The sequence below is a fragment of the Cyclobacterium amurskyense genome (genome assembly GCF_001050135.1).
GTDB lineage: Bacteria > Bacteroidota > Bacteroidia > Cytophagales > Cyclobacteriaceae > Cyclobacterium > Cyclobacterium amurskyense.
The window spans coordinates 3747432-3767986 of record NZ_CP012040.1 but is presented as its reverse complement, the minus strand read 5'-3'; the positions used below and the strand labels follow the sequence as shown (position 1 = coordinate 3767986).

Annotated in this window: 17 protein-coding genes; 5 read left to right on the top strand and 12 right to left on the bottom strand. The window is 38.5% G+C overall.

Annotation, left to right across the window (positions count from 1 at the left end; translation table 11 throughout):
* Nucleotides 1-31: 31 nt before the first annotated feature.
* The 11 genes from CA2015_RS15520 to lpxK all read right to left on the bottom strand — a co-directional run bounded on the left by CA2015_RS15520 (nt 32) and on the right by lpxK (nt 15818).
* A complete protein-coding gene (locus CA2015_RS15520) occupies nt 32-976 on the bottom strand; it encodes a DUF4249 family protein (protein ID WP_048642718.1) in 945 nt (314 codons plus the stop codon).
* Between the two features lie 25 nt (nt 977-1001).
* On the bottom strand, nt 1002-3401 hold the full coding sequence (locus tag CA2015_RS15515) for a TonB-dependent receptor (protein WP_048642717.1): 2400 nt from the start codon (nt 3399-3401) through the stop codon (nt 1002-1004).
* Nucleotides 3402-3871: 470 nt separating this feature from the next.
* Nucleotides 3872-4516, bottom strand: coding sequence for a CatB-related O-acetyltransferase (locus tag CA2015_RS15510; RefSeq protein WP_240477813.1), 645 nt, complete (start codon nt 4514-4516; stop codon nt 3872-3874).
* Nucleotides 4517-4614: 98 nt separating this feature from the next.
* Nucleotides 4615-6414: a helix-turn-helix domain-containing protein gene (locus tag CA2015_RS15505; RefSeq protein WP_048642715.1), complete on the bottom strand. Its 1800-nt coding sequence runs from the start codon at nt 6412-6414 to the stop codon at nt 4615-4617.
* 215 nt (nt 6415-6629) lie between these two features.
* Nucleotides 6630-6812: a hypothetical protein gene (locus tag CA2015_RS15500; RefSeq protein ID WP_048642714.1), complete on the bottom strand. Its 183-nt coding sequence runs from the start codon at nt 6810-6812 to the stop codon at nt 6630-6632.
* 268 nt (nt 6813-7080) lie between these two features.
* Nucleotides 7081-8664, bottom strand: coding sequence for a sulfatase family protein (locus tag CA2015_RS15495; protein ID WP_048642713.1), 1584 nt, complete (start codon nt 8662-8664; stop codon nt 7081-7083).
* A 138-nt stretch (nt 8665-8802) separates the two neighbouring features.
* Nucleotides 8803-10491, bottom strand: coding sequence for a GMC oxidoreductase (locus CA2015_RS15490; RefSeq protein WP_048642712.1), 1689 nt, complete (start codon nt 10489-10491; stop codon nt 8803-8805).
* Between the two features lie 11 nt (nt 10492-10502).
* Entirely contained in the window at nt 10503-11747 is a 1245-nt protein-coding gene (locus tag CA2015_RS15485; protein WP_048642711.1) for an ABC transporter permease, read from the bottom strand.
* A gap of 437 nt (nt 11748-12184) precedes the next feature.
* Nucleotides 12185-12796, bottom strand: a complete 612-nt coding sequence (miaE, locus tag CA2015_RS15480) for a tRNA-(ms[2]io[6]A)-hydroxylase (RefSeq protein ID WP_205749771.1) — start codon at nt 12794-12796, stop codon at nt 12185-12187.
* A gap of 9 nt (nt 12797-12805) precedes the next feature.
* Nucleotides 12806-14767, bottom strand: a complete 1962-nt coding sequence (locus CA2015_RS15475) for a putative porin (protein WP_048642710.1) — start codon at nt 14765-14767, stop codon at nt 12806-12808.
* On the bottom strand, nt 14748-15818 hold the full coding sequence (gene lpxK, locus CA2015_RS15470) for a tetraacyldisaccharide 4'-kinase (RefSeq protein ID WP_048642709.1): 1071 nt from the start codon (nt 15816-15818) through the stop codon (nt 14748-14750). Before lpxK ends, CA2015_RS15475 begins: the two co-directional genes overlap by 20 nt.
* Nucleotides 15819-15862: 44 nt before the next feature.
* Between lpxK and CA2015_RS15465 the strand changes: the two genes are divergently transcribed.
* The 3 genes from CA2015_RS15465 (at nt 15863) to CA2015_RS15455 (ending at nt 18232) form a co-directional block, all read left to right on the top strand.
* Entirely contained in the window at nt 15863-16963 is a 1101-nt protein-coding gene (locus CA2015_RS15465; protein ID WP_048642708.1) for a Nif3-like dinuclear metal center hexameric protein, read from the top strand.
* A 3-nt stretch (nt 16964-16966) separates the two neighbouring features.
* Nucleotides 16967-17737 (top strand): zinc ribbon domain-containing protein, encoded by a 771-nt coding sequence (locus tag CA2015_RS15460; RefSeq protein ID WP_048642707.1) that lies wholly within the window; start codon nt 16967-16969, stop codon nt 17735-17737.
* A gap of 96 nt (nt 17738-17833) precedes the next feature.
* Nucleotides 17834-18232, top strand: a complete 399-nt coding sequence (locus CA2015_RS15455) for a hypothetical protein (RefSeq protein WP_048642706.1) — start codon at nt 17834-17836, stop codon at nt 18230-18232.
* 2 nt (nt 18233-18234) lie between these two features.
* On the opposite strand, the gene CA2015_RS15450 is transcribed toward CA2015_RS15455, so the two are convergent.
* Nucleotides 18235-18864 carry a histidine phosphatase family protein gene (locus CA2015_RS15450; protein WP_048642705.1) on the bottom strand — a complete coding sequence of 210 codons (630 nt, stop codon included), beginning with the start codon at nt 18862-18864 and terminating at the stop codon, nt 18235-18237.
* A 54-nt stretch (nt 18865-18918) separates the two neighbouring features.
* Between CA2015_RS15450 and CA2015_RS15445 the strand changes: the two genes are divergently transcribed.
* Complete coding sequence (locus tag CA2015_RS15445) at nt 18919-19338, top strand: hotdog fold thioesterase (RefSeq protein ID WP_048644562.1); 420 nt, start codon at nt 18919-18921, stop codon at nt 19336-19338.
* Nucleotides 19339-19342: 4 nt separating this feature from the next.
* Nucleotides 19343-20554: a chorismate-binding protein gene (locus tag CA2015_RS15440; RefSeq protein ID WP_048642704.1), complete on the top strand. Its 1212-nt coding sequence runs from the start codon at nt 19343-19345 to the stop codon at nt 20552-20554.
* The last annotated feature ends 1 nt before the right edge of the window (nt 20555 follow it).

Sequence of the window (20555 nt, the reverse complement as noted above, 5' to 3'; positions counted from 1 at the left end):
ACCCTAAATTAATTTTGTCGATTGATGGACATTAGTTTTCTTCCAAGTTCATTGCAGCTTCTGCAATAGCGCCGGTTAATTTTCCGCCTCCACTTGTGACAGCGGAAACATTAAAGAAGCCCTGAACCTTAGTGGAAGATTCTCCGGATACTGGTTGAATATTAGTGATAACATTTGCCAATGGAGTCGAAAATAATTCAGAAAAACCGCCAGGCCTATTGGTTTGTAATATTACTCCGGACAAAAATTCAAATGCCATAGGGTCAATGGAATGAATCTCCAAATACAAGGAGTCTCCTACCACATATGGGGGCAATAAAACGTTTTCATTGTCCGGATTTTTATCCCATGGATTCACGAAATCTTTACGAATGATCTGATTAAAAAGCACTCCATCCATAGTTTGATTGGAAGAAAAACCTGCATCATAGGCGATATTGATTTCAGAAGGCTTGCTTAAGTAAACACCATTTTTCCAAGCCTTGATCCAGTAGGCATCTCCCTGCCCGGGGATATCATTGGCCAAAAACTCTGCAGTAAAATAAGGTTCCTTGAAATTAATGTCTTTCGGATTATAAGCAAACTCCACGGAATCAACCTCAGGTACAGGCCCCAAACCCGCATTGGCAGTATAAGTTACACCTTCCACTTCAATGAGTAGCTGATATTGGTGACCAATTTCCAAAAATCCTTCATCACCCGGTTCCCAAGCATAGTAGGCATCTGTTTCAATAAATGTAATTGTTTCTCCTGAAGAAAGATCTATGACACTTACACTTGCATCCTCTACCTTCTCAGGAAGGGATTGATTAAAATAAGGTTGCGATATTGTCAGAAAAATTTTCTGGGTTTCATTTTTATCATTTAACCAAGCATCCACAACCATCACCTCTGCCGCAGGATTAAGAGTAGGATTGATTTCAGTATCACACGCGAAATTAAGACAGGCCAAAAAGAAAACGACTAATTTTTTCATGATATAGGTATTAATTTGTCTAAAATTAAAATTTAAAATTATAAGTTACAGAAGGTATTAAAGAACCAATGAGAGACATCTGATGGGCTGAAGTAGATAAGGGCTCACCCACTTGTGGTCTCGAGGATGCTTCTTGTGAAAAATAAATACTGAAAGGATTTTTCCTACCGTAAAGATTGTAAACCGAGACGACAAGGTTATCCGTACCTTTCCGCTGTTTCTTTCCTCTCCATACATTGTCTATTGTCAAAGCAATGTCCAATCGGTGAAAATTAGGAATCCGATAGTTATTTCTATCACTTCCATCGATATATGGGATCACCTTTCCTTGCACTATGATCCGATCTGTTGGAAAGGTGGTGGGCGTACCAGACAAATAACTGAAATTTGCTGACAGCGTCACCCTCTTGTTTAGTTCATAAAACCCTGCCAGCTTCAGGTTATGGCGTTGGTCATACCTTGTAGGATACCAATTCCCCTCCCTTGTCAATTCATTGTCACCATAATTTATCCCATCTACTTTCAATTCAGTTTTACCCAAGGTATAACTTATCCAACCCGTAAACCTCCCTTGATTTTTCTTGGCATATAATTCTAATCCATACGCCCTTCCTTTACCTGACAGTAATTGAGAAGCCATAAATTCATTGATAAATAATTCGGCCCCATCGATGTAATCTATTTGGTTTTGGTTCCATTTATAGTAGATCTCAGCACTGGTTTCAAACCGATTGCCAAAAAAGTTTTTGAAAAAACCTAAGGCTCCCTGATTCCCGCTTTGAGGCAATATATTGTTGTCGGATGGTTGCCAGATATCAATGGGCAATGAAGCGGTTGTATTTGAAATTTGGTGTAGATACTGGCTCATCCGATTATAACTTCCCTTCAAGGAACTGGATTCATTCAGTGAATACTTTATTGACAGCCTAGGTTCAAAGTTGTTGTATTGAGCCACCGAGTTCCAGGGTCCATTTTCAGAAATCTCTATCAAAGGCCGTTCTATTCCCGGCAAGGTATCTCCATAGGTATAAGTCTTATCTCCAAAATGATTGAAATAACTGAATCGAAGGCCATATTGCGCTACTAACTTATCACCAAATTTTTGCTCACTACTTACATACAGGGCTCCCTCAACTGCTTTCCGATGATCCAAACTGATATTGGATAGCTCTCCATTATTTACAATTGACGCATCTGCGGGTCGAAAACGATAAGCAATTAATTCTCCTCCAAAGGTAAGTTCATGAGAAGGGTTGGCAAACCAGGTAAATTCAGGCTTGAAATTCCAGGTAGAAATAGCTGCCTGCCAGTCAAACTGATCATTTTCATTGGTTCCAAAGCTGAAACCATAATTGTAGTCGCTGTAAAATGCTGAGAAGTTTGAAAATAATTTACTTCCATAAAGGTGATTCCAACGTATCGAGGCAGTTTTATTTCCCCAGTTAACGCCTTGCGATTCATCAAAATTAAAAACGTCTCTACCCAAATAACCGGATACGAAGAGCTTGTTCTTATCATTTAGCTCAAAATTGGTTTTTGCGGTAAGATCGTAAAAGTACATTCCCGCCCCATTGTCCAAAGCATCTGTAAATGGTCGTGCCAATACATCTGCATAAGAACGACGCCCCGCAAGTATAAATGAGGATTTTCCTTTTTTGATAGGTCCTTCTAAAGACAGTCTGCTAAATACAGTCCCTATTCCACCTGCTACATCATAGTTTTGATTATTCCCCTCTTTCATCCTTATGTCAAGAACAGAGGATAACCTGCCTCCAAAGCGGGTTGGGATCCCTCCTTTATAAAGTTTGACATCCTTGACCGCATCCGGGTTGAAGACAGAGAAAAAACCAAACAAATGAGAGGACTGGTAAACAGGGGCTTCGTCCAATAAAACAAGATTTTGCCCCACTGTACCTCCTCTTACGTTGAAACCGGAAGTGCCCTCCCCTACCGAGCTCACACCTGGAAGCAGCTGTATACTTTTTAGTACATCCACCTCTCCAACAAAGGCCGGCATCTTCTCGATGGTTTTAATATCCATTTTCGCTGTGCTCATTTCTACGGATGATACATTTTCATCCATCCTATCGCTTTGAATGACCACAGTCTCTAACTCCGTATCAGACAAAGCCAAAGAAATATCCATTCTAAGGTCCTTGTCCAGCTTTACTTGTTTACGAACCTCTGTATAACCCACATAACTAAAATGAAGGTCGTAAATTCCTTCTTCTAAAGTAATGGAATAAAACCCATACACATTGGACACCGTTCCGCTTTTAATTTGATCTACCCTAACAGTAGAACCTATGAGTACTTCCCCATTGACCTCATCTGTGAGATAACCGCTAATGGTAAAGGAATTGCTTTGAGCAAATCCGGGGAGCATGGAAAGGAAAAATAGCCCTACTAATACTAATGATTTCATTTTAAATAAGTTAAAGTTGATAAGAATACTACTTTTAAATAAAATTGATGGTTCAAAAGTAGCAGGCAGGGACCTATGGATCGTTCCAATTTATAATTGTGAACCTCTTTGGTAGGTAAAAAAATTACTTCAACCCGTATTATGTAATAGGATTTCTCCGCCCTGTGTCAGGGGTAAAGCCTGTCCCGTGTTTACGGGAAGGGTTGCAATCGCAAGGAAATCAGGATGTTTGGAGATTTTAGCACGTAATAGATTGGGAGTCACCTATTCCGGCTCTGTTTTTTGATAGTGCTTGTAAATTGCACAAAAAAAGCTTCGAGTGTTTACCCGAAGCCTAAGGTGACAATTGTTTTGCATTTCTTTGTCTAATTAAATTTCCTTATACAAATACGTCATTAGCTAAATTATCCGCTTAAGGGAATTAAAAAACCTAGCTTTTATCTATTCAACACCTTAAAAATATCATTGAATTAAAGCTCTTTTAAGAATCCTTCTATATCATCACCGGTCAAAAGGTGTGCATTGTCGGTTATTTTTTGAATGGGCCAATTCCACCATTTTAATTCAAGCAACCGAGTAATGGTGCTATCAGAAAATCTTTTTCGAATTAGTTTGGCAGGATTTCCGCCAACCATAGCATAGGGTGGAACATCAGCAGTTACCACCGAATGGCTGGCAATAATGGCCCCATCACCGATTTTCACCCCCGGCATAACCCTTACTTTATGACCTAACCAAACATCATTGCCTACAATGGTATCTCCTTTGTAAGGGTAGCTTTTTCCTTTCATGGCTTTTTCCCAGCCACGACCAAAAATAGCAAAAGGATAGGCTGAAATAGAAGTACTAAGGTGATTCCCCCCGTTCATTATAAATGAAACACCCGAGGCAATCATACAAAATTTACCTATTATTAATTTGTCGCCTATAAAATCAAAATGATATTTGACGTTTTTTTCAAAATTGTAAACATCTTCTAAATCATCATAATAGGTATAATCCCCCACTTCTATATTGGGATTGGTAATGATATTCTTTAAGAAACACAGTTTGTTATGATTCAGTAAAGGAAAAGATTCATTTTTATCTGGTCCAGGCATTGGATTCGTTCTCATGATACAATAGTTTATTAAATTATTCTGAACAAATATGAGCCTTTACATCTACTGGTGCGTTCTGAATTATAATGTAATACCTTTTGCTTCCTTGCTGGCTATTTTTCCATTTTTTCCTTTTTCAACCAAACACTTGGTGTAACTCCTTCTTTTGCCTTGAAGAAAGAATTGAAAACTGTTTTGGAATTAAAACCACTATCAAATGCCAGTGCAAGCAGCGTTAGGTGATTAAAACGTGGATTGATCGCCATCTTTTTAAAATAATTTAATCGGTAATTGTTCACAAATTCGTTAAAATTAACTTTAAGTTTTTCATTAATTAAATAGGACAGTTTGTTGGGGTGAAGTTCCAATTTACTACCCAAAGCGTTTAAATTCATTTGGGGGTCTAGGAACGGTTTTTCCTTGTCAAAATACCTAATTAACTTTTCCTTTAACACATCCGATTCACTTTCATCCAAAATTTGGGATGGCTTCACTTGGGCAAACCACTCTTCATTTCCAGTCAAGCTAAAGTTGGCCTTGTGTAAGCTTTCAAATCCTTCAATTTCTTTTAAGCCTTGTAAAAAGGGTTCATATCTATAGTTCATTAATTGCCCTCTGCGCATTTCGATCCCACTTTGCAACAACTTAAAGGCTTGTTTAGAGCAATTTCCATTGGCTAGGATAAACAATCTATAGGGCATTATTTCCCCTGTTTCTCTTTCTAAACCCTCCCATTCATCTAAGTATTCTTTAGGAACCTGCCCGATTTTCTTATTAACAATTGCGTAAAGCAGTTTTATCAATGCTTTTTCCTCAAATTTTTCAGCCAACACTTCAACTTCCTCCTCTTTCCCCAACAGTATGAAAACATTCACCTTTAGTCTCACGGCATGGTCAAATTCCGGATTGATCTGCAATGCTTTATCAATATGGTGCAAAGAAATATCAAAAGCTTGCCTTAAATAATAGATATTGGCCATTGTAAAGTGGTGATTGGGGGACAAGGGATCCACTTCCAAGGCTTTCTTCACAAATACCTCAGCTTGATCAAAATAGCCCAAGGCAATAAACAACTCAGCCATTGCCTCCAATGCATCAGTATGTTTGGGATTCATGGCCAAGGTTTGCTGAATGTATTCATAACCCTGTTTAAAATCCCATTCCTTCCACAAGCTTCTTCCTACAAAAGACATGGGATATTCGGGCAGTTCAGTATCAAGTTCCTTGGCAATTATAAAATTGTCTATCGCTTTGCCCATTCCTTCTTCCGCAGGTATAAAGCCCCAAATGACTAATAAACCATAACACTGTAAATTTCCATAATAGGCTCTGGCAAATTCAGGGTCTTTTGCAATGGCTGCGTCGTATTGAACTATGGCTTGTTTTAAAGAGGCGGCGGTCCATTGAAGTTGGTGATATCGACCCTTTAAAAAATGTTCATAAGCAGAAACACTACGTGTTGAAGCTTGAATCAAATGATCCTGAATATTCAAATGTCCAAAATTCTCTCGGATTTGGTCAGCAATTAGTAAGCTTATTTCATCCTGCAAAGCAAAAATGTCCTGAATTTGGCGGTCAAAATTCTTGGACCAATAATGCACTCCATTTTTGGCATTAATTAGCTGCGCAGTAATTCGGACACGATTTGCAACCTTCCGAACACTTCCCTCCAGAATATTGGCTACATCTAGTTTCTGACCTATTTCTCTTACATCCAAATTCTTGCCTTTGAAAGCAAAAGATGAGGTTCTGGCAATCACCTTGAGCCCTTCCACCTTGGTTAGGGCATTGATTATTTCTTCCGTAATACCATCACTGAAATATTCATTCTCTTGATCGTTGCTCATGTTAACAAATGGCAACACCACGATAGATTTGTCTCCTATGATAACCCTTTCAGGAATTTCACCCATAGTTCTCTAGCTTAACAAAAAGATTCTTTTACAAAAAATGTTTTTTTTCAAAGCTAAATATGCAAATTAAATTTTTATAAAAAAAAATACTAATGAATGCTCAGTAAAAAAATAAGCTACTAAAAACTTCATTTAAAGGCTAATCCAAGCCATTTCTTAGGTTAATGAAGAAATGAATTGATGGTAGCTACACCATCTCAAGCCCAGTCAGTCGACTAGTGTAGGAGTTCGGAAAAACTTGTTTTATTGAAAAAAAAACTTGTACCATTTTTGACATTAAATGCACCTAAAGCATAGCTTTCTTTTCCCTCTTCGAAATTAGACTGGGAAATCAAAAGATCTGATAGGAAAAGAATGGCTATAAAAATGCTGACAAGGATAATCTTAAACTTTTTCATTTGACTAAGGCATTAACAATTAACGCTTCAAATATGAAAAAGTAAAATAGGCCTTTCGTTCGGTGTTATAATTCCGAACTTTATTTATGGAAATAGGGCAGTTTTTTTCAAATACCAATTCCTAAAAAAAGGCAGTATGCTGCTTTATGCTAGGTTAGGATACAATCCCTAATTAGGTGACAAGTATTTCTAATCTTTAATATTATTTTTTGACACAAAAAAAAGCATGAAGAATATATCCTCATGCCTTTTTTAAATTTGAATTCAATTATCTATTTGCCCTATGTTCCAAATAGGCATCAAGGTAATGTTGGTTCAGTTCATCACTGTCACCATATTTTTTCCTTGTCTCTTCCAACTTTTCATGCATCATTTTTTGGACCTCAGCATAGGCTGGATCATCATAGACACTTTTCATTTCCGAAGGATCTTTTTCCAAGTCATACAATTCCCACTCATCTATATCATAGTAAAAATGAATGAGTTTGTAACGTTTGGTGGACACTCCATAATGCCGCTTAACTTGATGCTCAGCCGGATACTCATAATAAGTATAGTACACAGCATCTCTCCACTCATCCGTCTTCCCTGCTACCAAATCCTTAAACGATTCACCTTGCATTTCCTCAGGAATGGCTATTCCTGCATAATCCAAAAAGGTAGGTGCAAAATCAAGGTTCTGAACCAATTGGTTAAAACTACTACCTGCTTTAATCTCTTTTGGATACTTCATCAATAGTGGCGTTCTGAAGGATTCCTCATACATAAAGCGTTTGTCAAACCAACCATGTTCTCCCAAATAAAATCCTTGATCAGATGTATATACCACTATTGTATTTTCATCTAGCCCAGTCTCTTTTAAGTAATCCAAAAGTTCCCCTACACCATCATCTACAGATTTGATCGTTCTCAAGTAATCCTTGATATAGCGATTGTATTTCCACAAAGCCAATTCCTTACCGCTTAGATTCGCCTCACGCATGGCCTTATTTTTAGGTTCATAAGCTGCCAGCCAGTCTTCCAATTGTTCAGGATTCAATCGCTTCAACTGATTTACCAACCAAGTGGTATCTCCATTGGTAGGGTCAAATTGAAATTTGAAGTCATGTCCCCAACGTGCATGTCCATCAATCTCCATCTCCTGCGTTTTAGCAGCAGTTCCTCTTCCTTCATAATCATCAAAGAAATTCGCAGGAGGGTCAAAGGTCACATCGTCATATAAAGTCAAATATTTCTGAGCAGGTTTCCAATTTCTATGAGGTGCTTTTTGGTGATATAGCAAAAGAAAAGGCTCGTCTTCCTTTCTGTCATTTTTCAACCAGTTCAATGCAGCATCTGTGATAATGTCTGTGCAATATCCCTCTATCTGTTTCTTTTCTCCATTAATTAAGAAATCTGGATTGTAATAATGTCCCTGACCAGGAAGAACCATGGAAAAGTCAAACCCTTGTGGAAGACCATCCATATGTATTTTTCCAATCATGGCTGTTTGGTAACCATTGGCTTGAAGTAACTTGGGAAAATTATCCTGATCCCAATCAAATGGCTGGATATTATCAACCTTGCCATTGATAAAACTATGCTTTCCAGTCAACATTACGGCCCTACTGGGTGCACAAATTGAATTGGTTACGGTAGCACGATGAAAAATAGCCCCTTCATTGGCTATTCGATCAATATTTGGGGTTTCATTAAGCCCATGACCGTAAGCACTTATCGCCTGATAAGCATGATCATCACTCATTATGAAGATAATATTAGGCCGGGTTTTCTCCTTTATTTCTTCGGGTTTACAACTAATGACACCTGCGCCAAAGGCAAGGTAGAGACTAAACAATAGTAATCTTTTCATATTTTTTTATTAATCAGGCGACTTTAAAAGAAAATTAAGCCGTAAGTTAAATATTTTAATTCAAATTTTTACATATCATTATAAATTCTACCTTCATTAAATCAGAGATCAAATTGAAAATCCCAATTGCATAATAAACTATATCTCATTTCTTTTCAATGCTTTAACAGCATGATCTACAGCCCTTGCTGTAAAAGCCATAAAAGTAAGGCTAGGGTTTTGTGTCCCTGTAGAAGTCATGGAGGATCCATCAGTTACATAAACATTCGGACAAGCATGTAGTTGATGGTGTTTTCCCAACAAAGAAGTAGATGGATCTTTACCCATTCTTACCCCTCCCATTTCATGAATATCTAAACCGGGTGCTTGCCCACTATCTCTTTGCCGGATATCCTTACAGCCCGCCTTTTCTAACATTTCTGCCCCTTGGTCCAAAAAGTCCTTTAGAGATTTTTCATCGTTTTCGTCGTATCCAACATCAACCCTTAGTACAGGCATACCCCATTTATCTTTGACCTCATCATCCAGGTATACCCTGTTTTCTAACTTTGGTATTGTCTCCCCCTGCATCATCATGTACACACCCCAAGCACCAGCTTCTGAGTTGGCTTCTTTAAAACCAGGTCCAAAATCTGTATTTCTCGCATTACCCCATCCACCTCTACCAGCCGAATAAAAGGTCATGTACCCTCTAAGAAAATCCATTTCCTGTTTTTTCACATTTCTAAAATTGGGCATCATGATGGCTGTAGGCCTACGTCCATAATAGTAGTCTTCAAGAAACCCATCCATTCTGGCTGACAATGACCCTCGGTAGTTGTGAAAAGCAATATGAGTCCCTAGCAATCCATTGTCATTGCCTAAACCCTCAGGGAATCGACTTGATTTAGAGTTGAGCAATATAAGGTTTGAGTTTAGTGTAGAAGCATTTACAAAAATCACTTTGGCAAAATACTCGGTGGTTTCTAAGGTTTCCGAATCTACCACTTGCACACCTGTTGCTTTACCCTTAGCATCGTCATAGATCAAAGAATGCACCACTGAATGAGGCCTTATTGTAAGATTTCCAGTAGCTTCTGCAGCTGGCAAAGTAGAAGAATTTGAGCTAAAATAGGCCCCAAAAGGACAACCTCTCTGGCACATACTTCTCGCCATGCATTGCCCTCTTCCTTGTGCCTTGTGATGCGCAGCAGGTTTGGTAAGATGGGCACACCTTCCAATCACGAAATTTCTATCAGGATAGGCTGCGTTTACTCTTTGTTGAATAGTTTTTTCAACCTTGTTCATTTCCCATGCTGGTAAAAACTCACCATCAGGTAAAGTTTCCAAGCCATCTTTATTTCCGCTGACGCCAATAAAGCGTTCCACATAACTGTACCATGGGGCTATATCCTCATAGCGAATTGGCCAATCTACAGCGAAGCCATCCCTTCCCGGCCCCTCAAAATCATACTTGCTCCATCTTTGTACCTGTCTGGCCCAAAGTAGGGATTTACCTCCTACTTGGTAACCCCGAATCCAATCAAATGGCTTATCTTGAATATATGGATGCTCTTTGTCTTTGACAAAAAAATGATCCGCATCATCTTTGAATGCATAACACCTAGAGACAATGGGGTTTTCCTTTTTTACTTCTAGTGGCATTTGTCCACGCAAAGGGAATTCCCAGGGAGGAGTATGCATGGTAGGGTAATCCACCTTGTGCTTTACATCTTTTCCCCTTTCTAATACCAGTGTTTTTAATCCTTTCTCACACAATTCCTTTGCGGCCCATCCTCCGCTAATCCCTGAGCCGATTACAATGGCATCAAATGTATTCTTATTCATTTATTTTTTATTTACTCGTACCGAAGTGATTCTATAGGATCAAGTTTACTGGCTTTATAGGCAGGCAAAAGCCCGGAAAACAATCCTACCAAAATACAGACTACAAATGAAAAAATAATCCAAACCCAAGGAATCAAAAATCCGCCTGGACCCACTGTATTGCCCACAATATTCCCTATACCAATCCCCATTATTACTCCGAGTATCCCGCCTAAAACACAAATAACAATGGCTTCAATTAAAAATTGCTGTCGTATCCGAAGTGGGGTAGCTCCCATTGCTTTTCTAATCCCAATTTCTCTTGTTCTTTCTGTAACAGATACCAACATTATGTTCATCAATCCAATCGAGGCTCCTAGTAAGGTGATAAAGCCTATTCCAAAACCACCAATCCTAAGATACCCTGCAATCTCTTCAAGACTTTCTCCGAGGGTTTGGGATTTTACAACTTCAAAAGAATCCTCCATGCCTACCCCATCTTCCCGAATAGCCCGCATAATACCTGTTGCCTGACCCATTTCGTATTGCAACTTTAAAGGGTCTTGCCCTGCTATGGTAATGGTATACCTGAAACTTCCTCTCTTATCGAGGTTTCTGGCATTAAGTATAGGAATAATAATCGCTCGATCAGCACCAGAATCTCCACCAACACCACCTTGTTTTTCCATAATCCCAACAATAGTATACCGCTTACCATAAAAAGAAATGTATTGATTCAGAGGGTTTTCCTTATCATCAAATAGAGTTTTTTGAATCTCGGTTCCTATGACACAAACATTGTTTCCATACTCTATTTCCACATTGCTGAAACTTCTACCTTTATCTATGGCCACCCCTTTAATTAAAAAATAATTCTCATCTCCTCCTATAATTCGACTATTGGGATTGGTCTTTTTGGAGTCTTTTTTGACTTCTGCTGAACCCGACACGAAGGTAGTCACTGTTGAAACGCCTCTCTGATTGTATTTATCTTGAAATTCAGAAGCCTCTCTAAAGGTAATATTAGGGTAATTCTTTTGAGCAATTCCTGAAGAAGTAGCCCTACCCCCTGAAAATCCTTTACTCCTAACATCAAAATTATTGGCACCAAACCCAGATAAACTTTCTTCGATTTGAGCCTTCATTGCGTCTATTGCTGTAAGCATGCCTACCAAAGAGGTGATGCCAATGGCTATAATCAAGCCGGTTAAAATGGTCCTGAGAAGATTTGATTTTACCGATCTAAAGGCTTCTCTAATATTTTCGAGCAGATTCATAAATTGTCCGTAAGTGGCCAATAATTAATTTTATTCACGTCTTTATCGTTAATATTAACTATAAATACCCTTCATAAAAAGAAATCAAAGGTTTTTTAATTGTTTTTAACCCGGATTATGTAATAGGATTCGTGATGTGTGTTGCAATCGCAAGAAAATCAGGCTGTTTGGAGATTTTAGCATAGCACCGCTATGGTGAAATTGAAAACAGCAACGAAGTGGCTGATTTTGAAGCGATTTCAGCAGGTAATAGATTGTCTATTGCATATTTCGGGTTTAACCTGGATTATGTAATAGTGTTTACCTACGTCACCACGAAATGATTCTTTCAAGTGATAAAAGAGCTATTAGCTAATATTGATATTTTCAGGCTTACAGCAATGGCTAGCAATGTTAACCATGTATTGGATTGGGTATTAACTTATTCCCGTTGAGTATTAATGCATTCGGTCTCCCCTGATCTCTAGTTCTTTCAAAACCTCCTTTTCGTGCGCCAACCACTCTTGCCAACGTAATTCAACCTTTTCAGGGTCCTGGTACTTTTTTGCAAGTTGGATAAAGTTAACATAATGACCTGCTTCAGAAATCATAAGCTCATGGTAAAAATCACAGAGCTCCTTGTCATCAAGGTTTTTCCACAGCAGTTTAAAACGTTCACAAGACCTGGCTTCTATAAGGGCATTCATCAATAAAAGCTCGGAAAGCTGGTCTTTTCTGCTACCCCCTTTCCTCACGAATGACTGAAGTTGAATAACATAATTGTCTTTTCTTGGAAAACCAAACTTATAACCTCGTTTTCTTATTTGCCCCATTACAGCCTCAAAGTGCGCCCACTCTTCTGCCACCACTGGTGTGAGCACATCTACCATTTGATCAAATTCAGGAAACTTAATTATCAGAGAAATGCATGAGGAAGCTGCCTTTTGTTCGCAATAAGCATGGTCGACTAATATGGATTCAAGGCTTATACTTGCAATGTCCACCCACCTTGGGTCAGTAGGTAATTCCAAACGCAACATTTTGTTTTTTGTCGATTCCTGCCAGCTCATTTTATATTTTTAATCAAAGAAGTACCAACTTATCCCTAAATCCAACATGCCTTTTAACCCTGTGTAATCTGGTGTAATAAAATAACCATCATTGGGCATTTGTCCAGAGTTCAAATGGTTGTACCTAAACAAAACCCTTGTTCTATTGATTCGAAAGTTTAGAAAAGCATCCACAACAGGATAGGCATAAACATTGAAATTATTTTGCAAATAGAATTGCTGAGTCGCAGGCATATAGGCCGGAGCATAATTGTCACTTCTATACCTGCCTTCTATACCCAATTGCACGTAGACATGATCATCAAACATCGGCCCGTCAAAGAAAAATCGGGTATTTATAAAAAGTTCAGGTATTCTAAATTTATCTGCAGCACCGCCTGTAATCAATGTATAGTAAGCTTCAGATTGCCAGTGGAATTTACCTGCAAAAACCAAATGAGACTCCAATCCAGGAATCACCATAAAAGCTTCGGATGAAATCTGCTCTGGAACCATTTCTTCATTGTAAAAAATGTAATTGTTAACCCTATTGATGGTCAGGTTAGGCCTTATCTTATAATTCTTAAAGTCTCCTTTGATTGTCCCTTTAATTTGGTCTACCCCAGTATTAGAAAAATCATTCTTCCACATATAATGGTTGCCACTATATTGCTGCTGCATCATATTGGGCTTGTAGAGTGCTTTGGTATAACTAACATCCAAAAAGGGCGAAATAAACAAGCCCTTTACCCTGTAACCATCCGGAATAAGGTATTCTCCCTCTGCTTCAAAGATCCAATTTTCGTTAATCTCTCCTCTTAAAGCTCCTCCCAAAGACAATTCGGTAAAGGAATTGTTTGAAGTGAAAAACCGACTCGCCATTCGTCCAGTTCTAAATTTTAAAAAGGCATTGTAATAGACAGGCCCAAAATCACCTTTAAACCCTACCTCGTTTTTCCATTCGGAAAAATGATTGTGGTTGTTGGTAGTGTCCTCTTTGCTAAAAGCATTGTCTTCATTGATTGAATTAAACCTATTGGTATTAAAATAAGTAGAATCTGAAGTCCCTAAGTTTGAAAAGAAGGTAACAGCTTGCTTGGATTTATCAAATACATGATAAGCTTGCCAGCCCTTTAAAATCTCGTATTCGTGGTAAAGGTGATAATTCTGCCTCAAATCCACTGCTTTGGAGTTACTCAGCCAAACCTTTGCGTCCTCATAAGTGAAATACAAAGAAGTAGTATCCACACTCGGAGGTATAATTCCTCCTTGTTCATTCACATTGTGCTTCATTCTGGTGATGGTGCCTAGCAAGAAATATTTGCCATTGTCAGACTTGTAATTCGAATGTATCTCGTAGGAATCATTCACCACATTATTATCATCTCGAGTAGTGGGGTTAAGTGTTTTTCTGGCCCTAATTGTATGGTAGCCAATTCCTACATTCCAGTTCGGAGTAATATTCCTGGCAAAGCCTATGTCCAACTTATTCCTATTCCCCCCGCCGAAAAAAGCTTCAATTTTAGTGTAGGGTGATTTCGTATTGTAATACCTTATGCTGTCAGGAGTATTGTGATAAAGGTCATAAGCATGAAAACCTGATGTTCTGCCGATTTGATTAGGAACATCGTAAAAAACGGGTCTTGCAGCTGTCCCTAAATTTCCAAGGTCCTGGTATTTGTACCAGGTATTAGCTACCGCTTCGTAATTGTGAAAACCGGTAAGAGAAGTATCCAACTCCATTTGCTTAAACCGGTTATTCCTAACAAAGTGCTCGTAATAATAAAGGGATGTTTTGGGACCATAGACCATTTTGGTAGAATCATCGAGCAACCCTTTTTTCATGGCAGTGTTCCCTCTTTCCTCCTCTGTAGGTCGACTAGCATTACCACCCTGTCTCTGTTGCTGCTGCGCCAAGGAAGGGGCTATAAAGGCAACGGTTATTGCTAAAAGCGCAAAGAAAGTTCTCAGATTAAATTTCACCGTTAGCATTTTTATTAATAATCATGCTTTTAATTATTTTTAAAAGCTGTTCTTCTTCCTTTTGCTCCATATCTATCTCCACTGGCAATACAAATACAGGGATATTACTAACCAATTCCAACAATTTATTATCCTTCAATTTTACAGCATCTTTTTCTGTAGTCAAAATACTTACATTTTTAGTCGCATATTTTTTATATACTTCACTAATGCGCAGCATATCTTTTGCCTTGTAAGAATGGTGATCAGGAAAAGCAATGGTTTCCATGACGACCTTTTGCTTGCCTTCTAAATGTAAACGTATTGGTTCAGGATCTACTATACCAGTTACCAAAATAAATTTATCACCCGGTTCAGAAAATCCCAGATTCAAAGGATAAGGAGAACCATATTTAAGACCAGCAAAGTAAATGGGTTTCTCCCTTACCAGATAATCTGAAATTTGTTTTCTGAACCTATTTTTCTCATTTAAGTCTAAGGTATCGGGGCATTTGGTAACCACGATTAGGTCGGCTCTATTCACATTGCGTCTTCCTTCTCGTAGCCTCCCTACAGGCAAAAGATAATCAGTGAAAAATGGTCTTTTGTAGGTCGTTAATAAAATATTAAGATCAGCCAATAGGTACCTGTGTTGAAAAGCATCATCCAGTATAATCGACTCCACTTCAGGATTTTCTGCAAGAATCATGGGAATGGCAAGTATTCTTTCTTCACCTACCGCCACAGTCACCTTTTCTTTAAACTTTGAATAAACCTGAAAAGGCTCATCCCCTATTTCACTCGGTGTACTTTGCTCATTTGCCAATCTGTAGCCACTGGTTTTTCTTCCATACCCTCTACTTAAAATCGCCAGGTTAAATGAAGAAGAAAGATGATTTATCAAAAACTCCACAAAAGGCGTCTTTCCTGTTCCACCCACTGCCAAATTCCCAACCACAATAGTGGGCACCTCGAAAGGCTGACTTTTCTTAAGCCCTGCCTCAAACATCCTGTTTCTCAACGAAGTGATCCCATCATAGATTAGAGCAAGGGGAAATAGTAAAAAATCAACAAAACGCATTGGTGTTTTTTTTGTAGTTTTGGGAGTAAAACGAAAGCAAATATATGGTTTATTTGATTAAGGATATCATATCTTATCTGGAAAACCTGGCACCAACTGCCTATCAGGAAAGTTATGACAACGCAGGATTAATTGTGGGCGACCCGATGACCGAAGTAAAAGGCATCATCTGTTCCCTCGATGTAACAGAAGATGTTGTAAAGGAAGCCAAAGAAAAGAATTGTAACCTTATCGTTGCCCACCACCCCATTGTATTTAGAGGACTCAAGAGTTTAACTGGTAAAAATTATATAGAGCGTACGGTGATAAACGCTATCAAAAACGACATTGCCATCTACGCTATCCACACCAATCTAGACGCTGTCAGCCAGGGAGTCAATCGCAAAATCGCTGAAAAAATAGGCTTGTTAAACCCAAAAATATTGGCTCCCAAAAAGGGGATAATATCAAAACTCAGCACTTTTATTCCCAAGACTAATGTTGACAAAGTGTTAGAAGACCTGTTTGCCGCTGGTGCTGGAGAAATTGGCAATTACTCCAATTGCAGTTTTAAATCTGAGGGAACCGGGAGTTTTTTACCTCAGGATGGAGCGGAGCCCACACTTGGCAGGAAAGGTGAATTATCAACAGTAGAGGAAACCAAGGTTGAGTTAATCTTCCCAAGTCATCTGGAAAACAAAATCATCAATACATTAAAAACTTCACATCCCTACGAAGAAGTCGCCTATTATATTCAAATACTAGAAAATAAAAATCAGGATGTAGGTTCAGGCATGATAGGTACTCTTCCAGATCCCATGTCTGGCAGAGATTTCCTACTCCATTTAAAGGCTTCAATGGATTTAAAGGTGCTGAAACACACCCATATTTCTGACAAAAAAGTTAGTAAAATAGCTATTTGCGGGGGTGCAGGGATTTTCCTACTGAATAATGCGAAGAGGTCTGGGGCAGATGTTTTTGTCACAGCAGACATCAAATACCATGAATTCTTTGATGCTGAAAAGGATATACTATTGGCCGACATAGGGCACTATGAAAGTGAAATTTACACAAAAGAACTTTTAAAAGATATATTGTCACGAAAATTTAGTAATATTGCAACCTATTTGACAAATGTAATTACAAATCCTATAAGTTACCTATAGTACATGGAAAGTCCAGTCGCACAAAAATTAGAAGCAATTCTCAACTTACAAAATATCGATTCCCGTCTTGATGCAATATTTAAGGTAAGGGGGGCTCTTCCTGAGGAAGTTCAGGATTTGGAAGATGAGATAATAGGATACGAAACCCGATTAAGCAAATTTAATGCTGATATATCCTCCATGGAGGACGAAATTAAAAAGTACAAAGATGCCATAAAAGATTCCGAAAAGCTGATCAAAAAATACCAGGATCAGCAAATGAATGTAAGGAATAACAGGGAGTATGATGCAATTACTAAAGAATTAGAATTGCAGGATCTGGAAATCCAAGTATCGAAAAAGAAAATTACCGAAACACAGGTAAGAATTGAAAGTAAGCAAAAGGACATTGAAGACCTTAACGAAATCTTGAAGGACAGACAAAAAGATCTGGACCAAAAGAAAGGTGAACTTGATACCATTGTCTCTGAAAGTGAAAACGAAGAAAAAAAGCTTAAGAATGACATGGAAAAAGCTGCTAAAAAAGTAGATGACCGGTTGATCAAATCTTACGACAAAATCAGAAAGAATGCTAAAAATGGTTTAGCAGTAGTTTTGGTTAAGCGTGGAGCATGTGGTGGTTGCTTTAACATCGTTCCCCCACAAAGACAAGCTGAGATCAGGGAAAGGAAAAAAATTATAGTTTGTGAACATTGCGGTAGAATTCTTGCCGGTGTTGAAGACGAAATCGTCGAAGAACCAGCACCAAAGAGAAAAAGAAGCAGCAAATCATAAATCTAAAAAATCCGGAAATTAAATTTCCGGATTTTTTTTTACTGAATCCGATTGCCTTATTGATTCGTATATTATAAATGTATATATTACGATTCTATGAAAAAGGTAATTTTGGTTCTAACCGCATGTATCCTTACAGTTCTTTCTTTTGCAAAAGAGAGAACTGACAAGACCTTTTTGATAATTTTTGACAAGGATGAGCTTGCCTATCACCAAGCAAATCCCAGCATCATGGAGCTGAATTTTTCAAGCACCTTCCATACCAAACTTTATTCGGGCAACTCTGAAACTGCATTACTGGTAACTGTACCATTTGCAGATTGGACTGTTTGTGAAATGGGCAAAGCCATTGTGAAAGTATCTGTAAGCAAAGAATTGGCACTTGAAGAAGTTGCCTTTAGAATTATAGACCTGGATGTAAGTAGAAAAAATTTTAAATCACTACTCTCAGACTCTTCAGGTCAAAACAACCAGGGGAAAAATTCAACCAATTAATTTTATTCAATATCCTCCTTCATTATGCTTGGAGACGGATGATAGCTATCCAAATAAATCCCTCCATCTTCTTTTTCTTCCAGGACGTAACAACATAAGTTTTCATGTCTAAATACATCCATATACCTTAAATCATAGCCCAACACAACCGTCATAAGTATTCTTATGGCTCTGCCATGCATACAAACGAGAATGTTCTCGCCCCCTTTCCCAAGGATATACTGAAAAGCACGATTTAATCTTTTTGCTACCTCTAAAGGGGATTCCCCCCCATCTATCTTATGGCCTAACTCACCAGAAGACCACCTGCCAAGCATATCCAGATAATACTGGTTTTCATTATGGTCCATTGGCAAACCTTCATAGTTCCCCCAAGAAATTTCATTCAAGTCCACCAATTGCTCTTGTGGAATTTCTGGTTTTAAAAACTTAGCTATTGACTGCTTGGTTCTGATCAGTCCTGAAAAGTAAATATGGTCGAATGGAATGCCTTTGAAATCCTCATAGAAAGCCGCTGCCTGTAATCTTCCCGTGGAATTAATAGGTGCATCAATACCACTTCCCTGCACTACCCCCTTGAGGTTATAGTCAGTTTGTCCATGCCTTACAACATATATTTTTTTAGTCCTCAAGATTTCCTTAATTTTGGTTCAAGGTTCAAAGAAAAAAATTTTATCCCATATAACATGGTATTTAAGAAAAAACCCGATCTGGATTTCATAAATAGTCTAGGAGAGGACAATATGTCAGGTTTTTTAGAAATCAAATTCACAGATGTAGGAGATGATTTTGTAGTAGCAGAAATGCCCGTCAACAATAAAACCAAACAGCCCATGGGATTGTTACATGGTGGAGCCAATGTAGTTTTGGCTGAAACCTTAGGTTCTATTGCTGCAATGTTGACACTGGATACGGAAAAACAAACCCCTGTGGGCTTGGAAATAAACGCCAATCACCTTCGGTCTGTGACGGAGGGCAAAGTTATTGGTAAAGCTTCACCTATTCATATTGGAAGAAAAACCCAGGTTTGGGAAATCAGAATTACAGATGATAAAGGAAAACTTTCATGCATCAGCCGATTAACTGTGGCTATTTTACAAAAGTAAGACTATGGAAGCCACCAACACACAGTTAAAAGCCTCCAAAGAGCTTGTTATTTCTTCCTTTTTTGTCAATGCTTTTAGAAGTAATGCTTCTATAGCCGTTTGGCGCAAGCCTGGTTCATCCAAGGTAGAAAGCATCACCGACAAAGACCCTGACGGCTACGATGGCCCACTTAAGGATCTAGATCTTCTCCCTCCAGGATTTATGATTCACCCCTTTAATAACAGCCAACAACATCCACCGCTTTACATAAAAGCCAGCAGCTACTATTCTTTCCACCTTAACAATGAGGCACCTGAAGAATCCGAAAACACAGAATTACCAGAGGTAGCTGATGTCAAGGAGGAAGAACTTGCTGCTGAAATCAGAGAATTCATCTTGAAATCGCAGGTAAAATCCACTGCTAATACTTCAACTACGACCAAATCCAGCTTTATCGCAACAGTTACTAAAGCGATTGAAGCAATTAATTCGGGGGATTTGTACAAAGTAGTTCCTGCAAAAATAAAACATATTGAATTACCCGAAGATTTCGACCTTGCCTCCGTATTTTTAAAGTTATGTGAAATTTATCCCAAGGCATTTATCAATTGTTTTTATAGTGAGAAAACAGGTCTTTGGATTGGTGCGAGTCCAGAAACTTTGATTAAAACAAAAGGAGACGAATTCTATACCATGGCCTTGGCTGGTACTCAAAAAGCAAAAGGAGAAGATCCTCTTAAGAATGCAGCATGGACCCAAAAAGAAATTGAAGAACAGGCCTTGGTAAGCCGTTATATTGTCGACTGCTTCAAGAAGATCCGGCTTAGGGAATACAGCGAGATCGGACCTAAAACTACAGTGGCTGGAGGCTTATTGCACCTCAAGTCTGAATTCTTGGTGGACATGAAAAACACAAACTTCCCCCAACTAGGAAGTGTAATGCTAGCCCTGCTCCACCCTACTTCTGCTGTATGTGGTATGCCAAAGGAAAAAGCGATGGAATTTCTTCAAAGACATGAAGCTTTTGACAGAGAATATTTCTCAGGTTTTATCGGTCCTGTTAACATGAATGAGGAAACCGTGCTCTTTGTAAACCTCCGTTGCGCAAAATTAAACAATAAAAAAACCTTGCTATTTGCTGGTGCAGGGATTACAGAAGACTCAGTACCGGAAAAAGAATGGGAAGAGACAGAAATGAAATGTAATATTATAGGCCAGTTCATTCAAACCCAATAGT

Bases quoted from the DNA above. Each gene is read 5' to 3' on its own strand.
- CA2015_RS15475 (WP_048642710.1), bottom strand. From the start codon at position 14,767: ATGCTAACGGTGAAATTTAATCTGAGAACTTTCTTTGCGCTTTTAGCA.
- lpxK (WP_048642709.1), bottom strand. From the start codon at position 15,818: ATGCGTTTTGTTGATTTTTTACTATTTCCCCTTGCTCTAATCTATGAT.
- CA2015_RS15485 (WP_048642711.1), bottom strand. From the start codon at position 11,747: ATGAATCTGCTCGAAAATATTAGAGAAGCCTTTAGATCGGTAAAATCA.
- CA2015_RS15465 (WP_048642708.1), top strand. From the start codon at position 15,863: ATGGTTTATTTGATTAAGGATATCATATCTTATCTGGAAAACCTGGCA.
- miaE (WP_205749771.1), bottom strand. From the start codon at position 12,796: ATGAGCTGGCAGGAATCGACAAAAAACAAAATGTTGCGTTTGGAATTA.
- CA2015_RS15500 (WP_048642714.1), bottom strand. From the start codon at position 6,812: ATGAAAAAGTTTAAGATTATCCTTGTCAGCATTTTTATAGCCATTCTT.
- CA2015_RS15520 (WP_048642718.1), bottom strand. From the start codon at position 976: ATGAAAAAATTAGTCGTTTTCTTTTTGGCCTGTCTTAATTTCGCGTGT.
- CA2015_RS15505 (WP_048642715.1), bottom strand. From the start codon at position 6,414: ATGGGTGAAATTCCTGAAAGGGTTATCATAGGAGACAAATCTATCGTG.
- CA2015_RS15460 (WP_048642707.1), top strand. From the start codon at position 16,967: ATGGAAAGTCCAGTCGCACAAAAATTAGAAGCAATTCTCAACTTACAA.
- CA2015_RS15440 (WP_048642704.1), top strand. From the start codon at position 19,343: ATGGAAGCCACCAACACACAGTTAAAAGCCTCCAAAGAGCTTGTTATT.
- CA2015_RS15510 (WP_240477813.1), bottom strand. From the start codon at position 4,516: ATGAGAACGAATCCAATGCCTGGACCAGATAAAAATGAATCTTTTCCT.
- CA2015_RS15515 (WP_048642717.1), bottom strand. From the start codon at position 3,401: ATGAAATCATTAGTATTAGTAGGGCTATTTTTCCTTTCCATGCTCCCC.
- CA2015_RS15455 (WP_048642706.1), top strand. From the start codon at position 17,834: ATGAAAAAGGTAATTTTGGTTCTAACCGCATGTATCCTTACAGTTCTT.
- CA2015_RS15445 (WP_048644562.1), top strand. From the start codon at position 18,919: ATGGTATTTAAGAAAAAACCCGATCTGGATTTCATAAATAGTCTAGGA.
- CA2015_RS15495 (WP_048642713.1), bottom strand. From the start codon at position 8,664: ATGAAAAGATTACTATTGTTTAGTCTCTACCTTGCCTTTGGCGCAGGT.
- CA2015_RS15490 (WP_048642712.1), bottom strand. From the start codon at position 10,491: ATGAATAAGAATACATTTGATGCCATTGTAATCGGCTCAGGGATTAGC.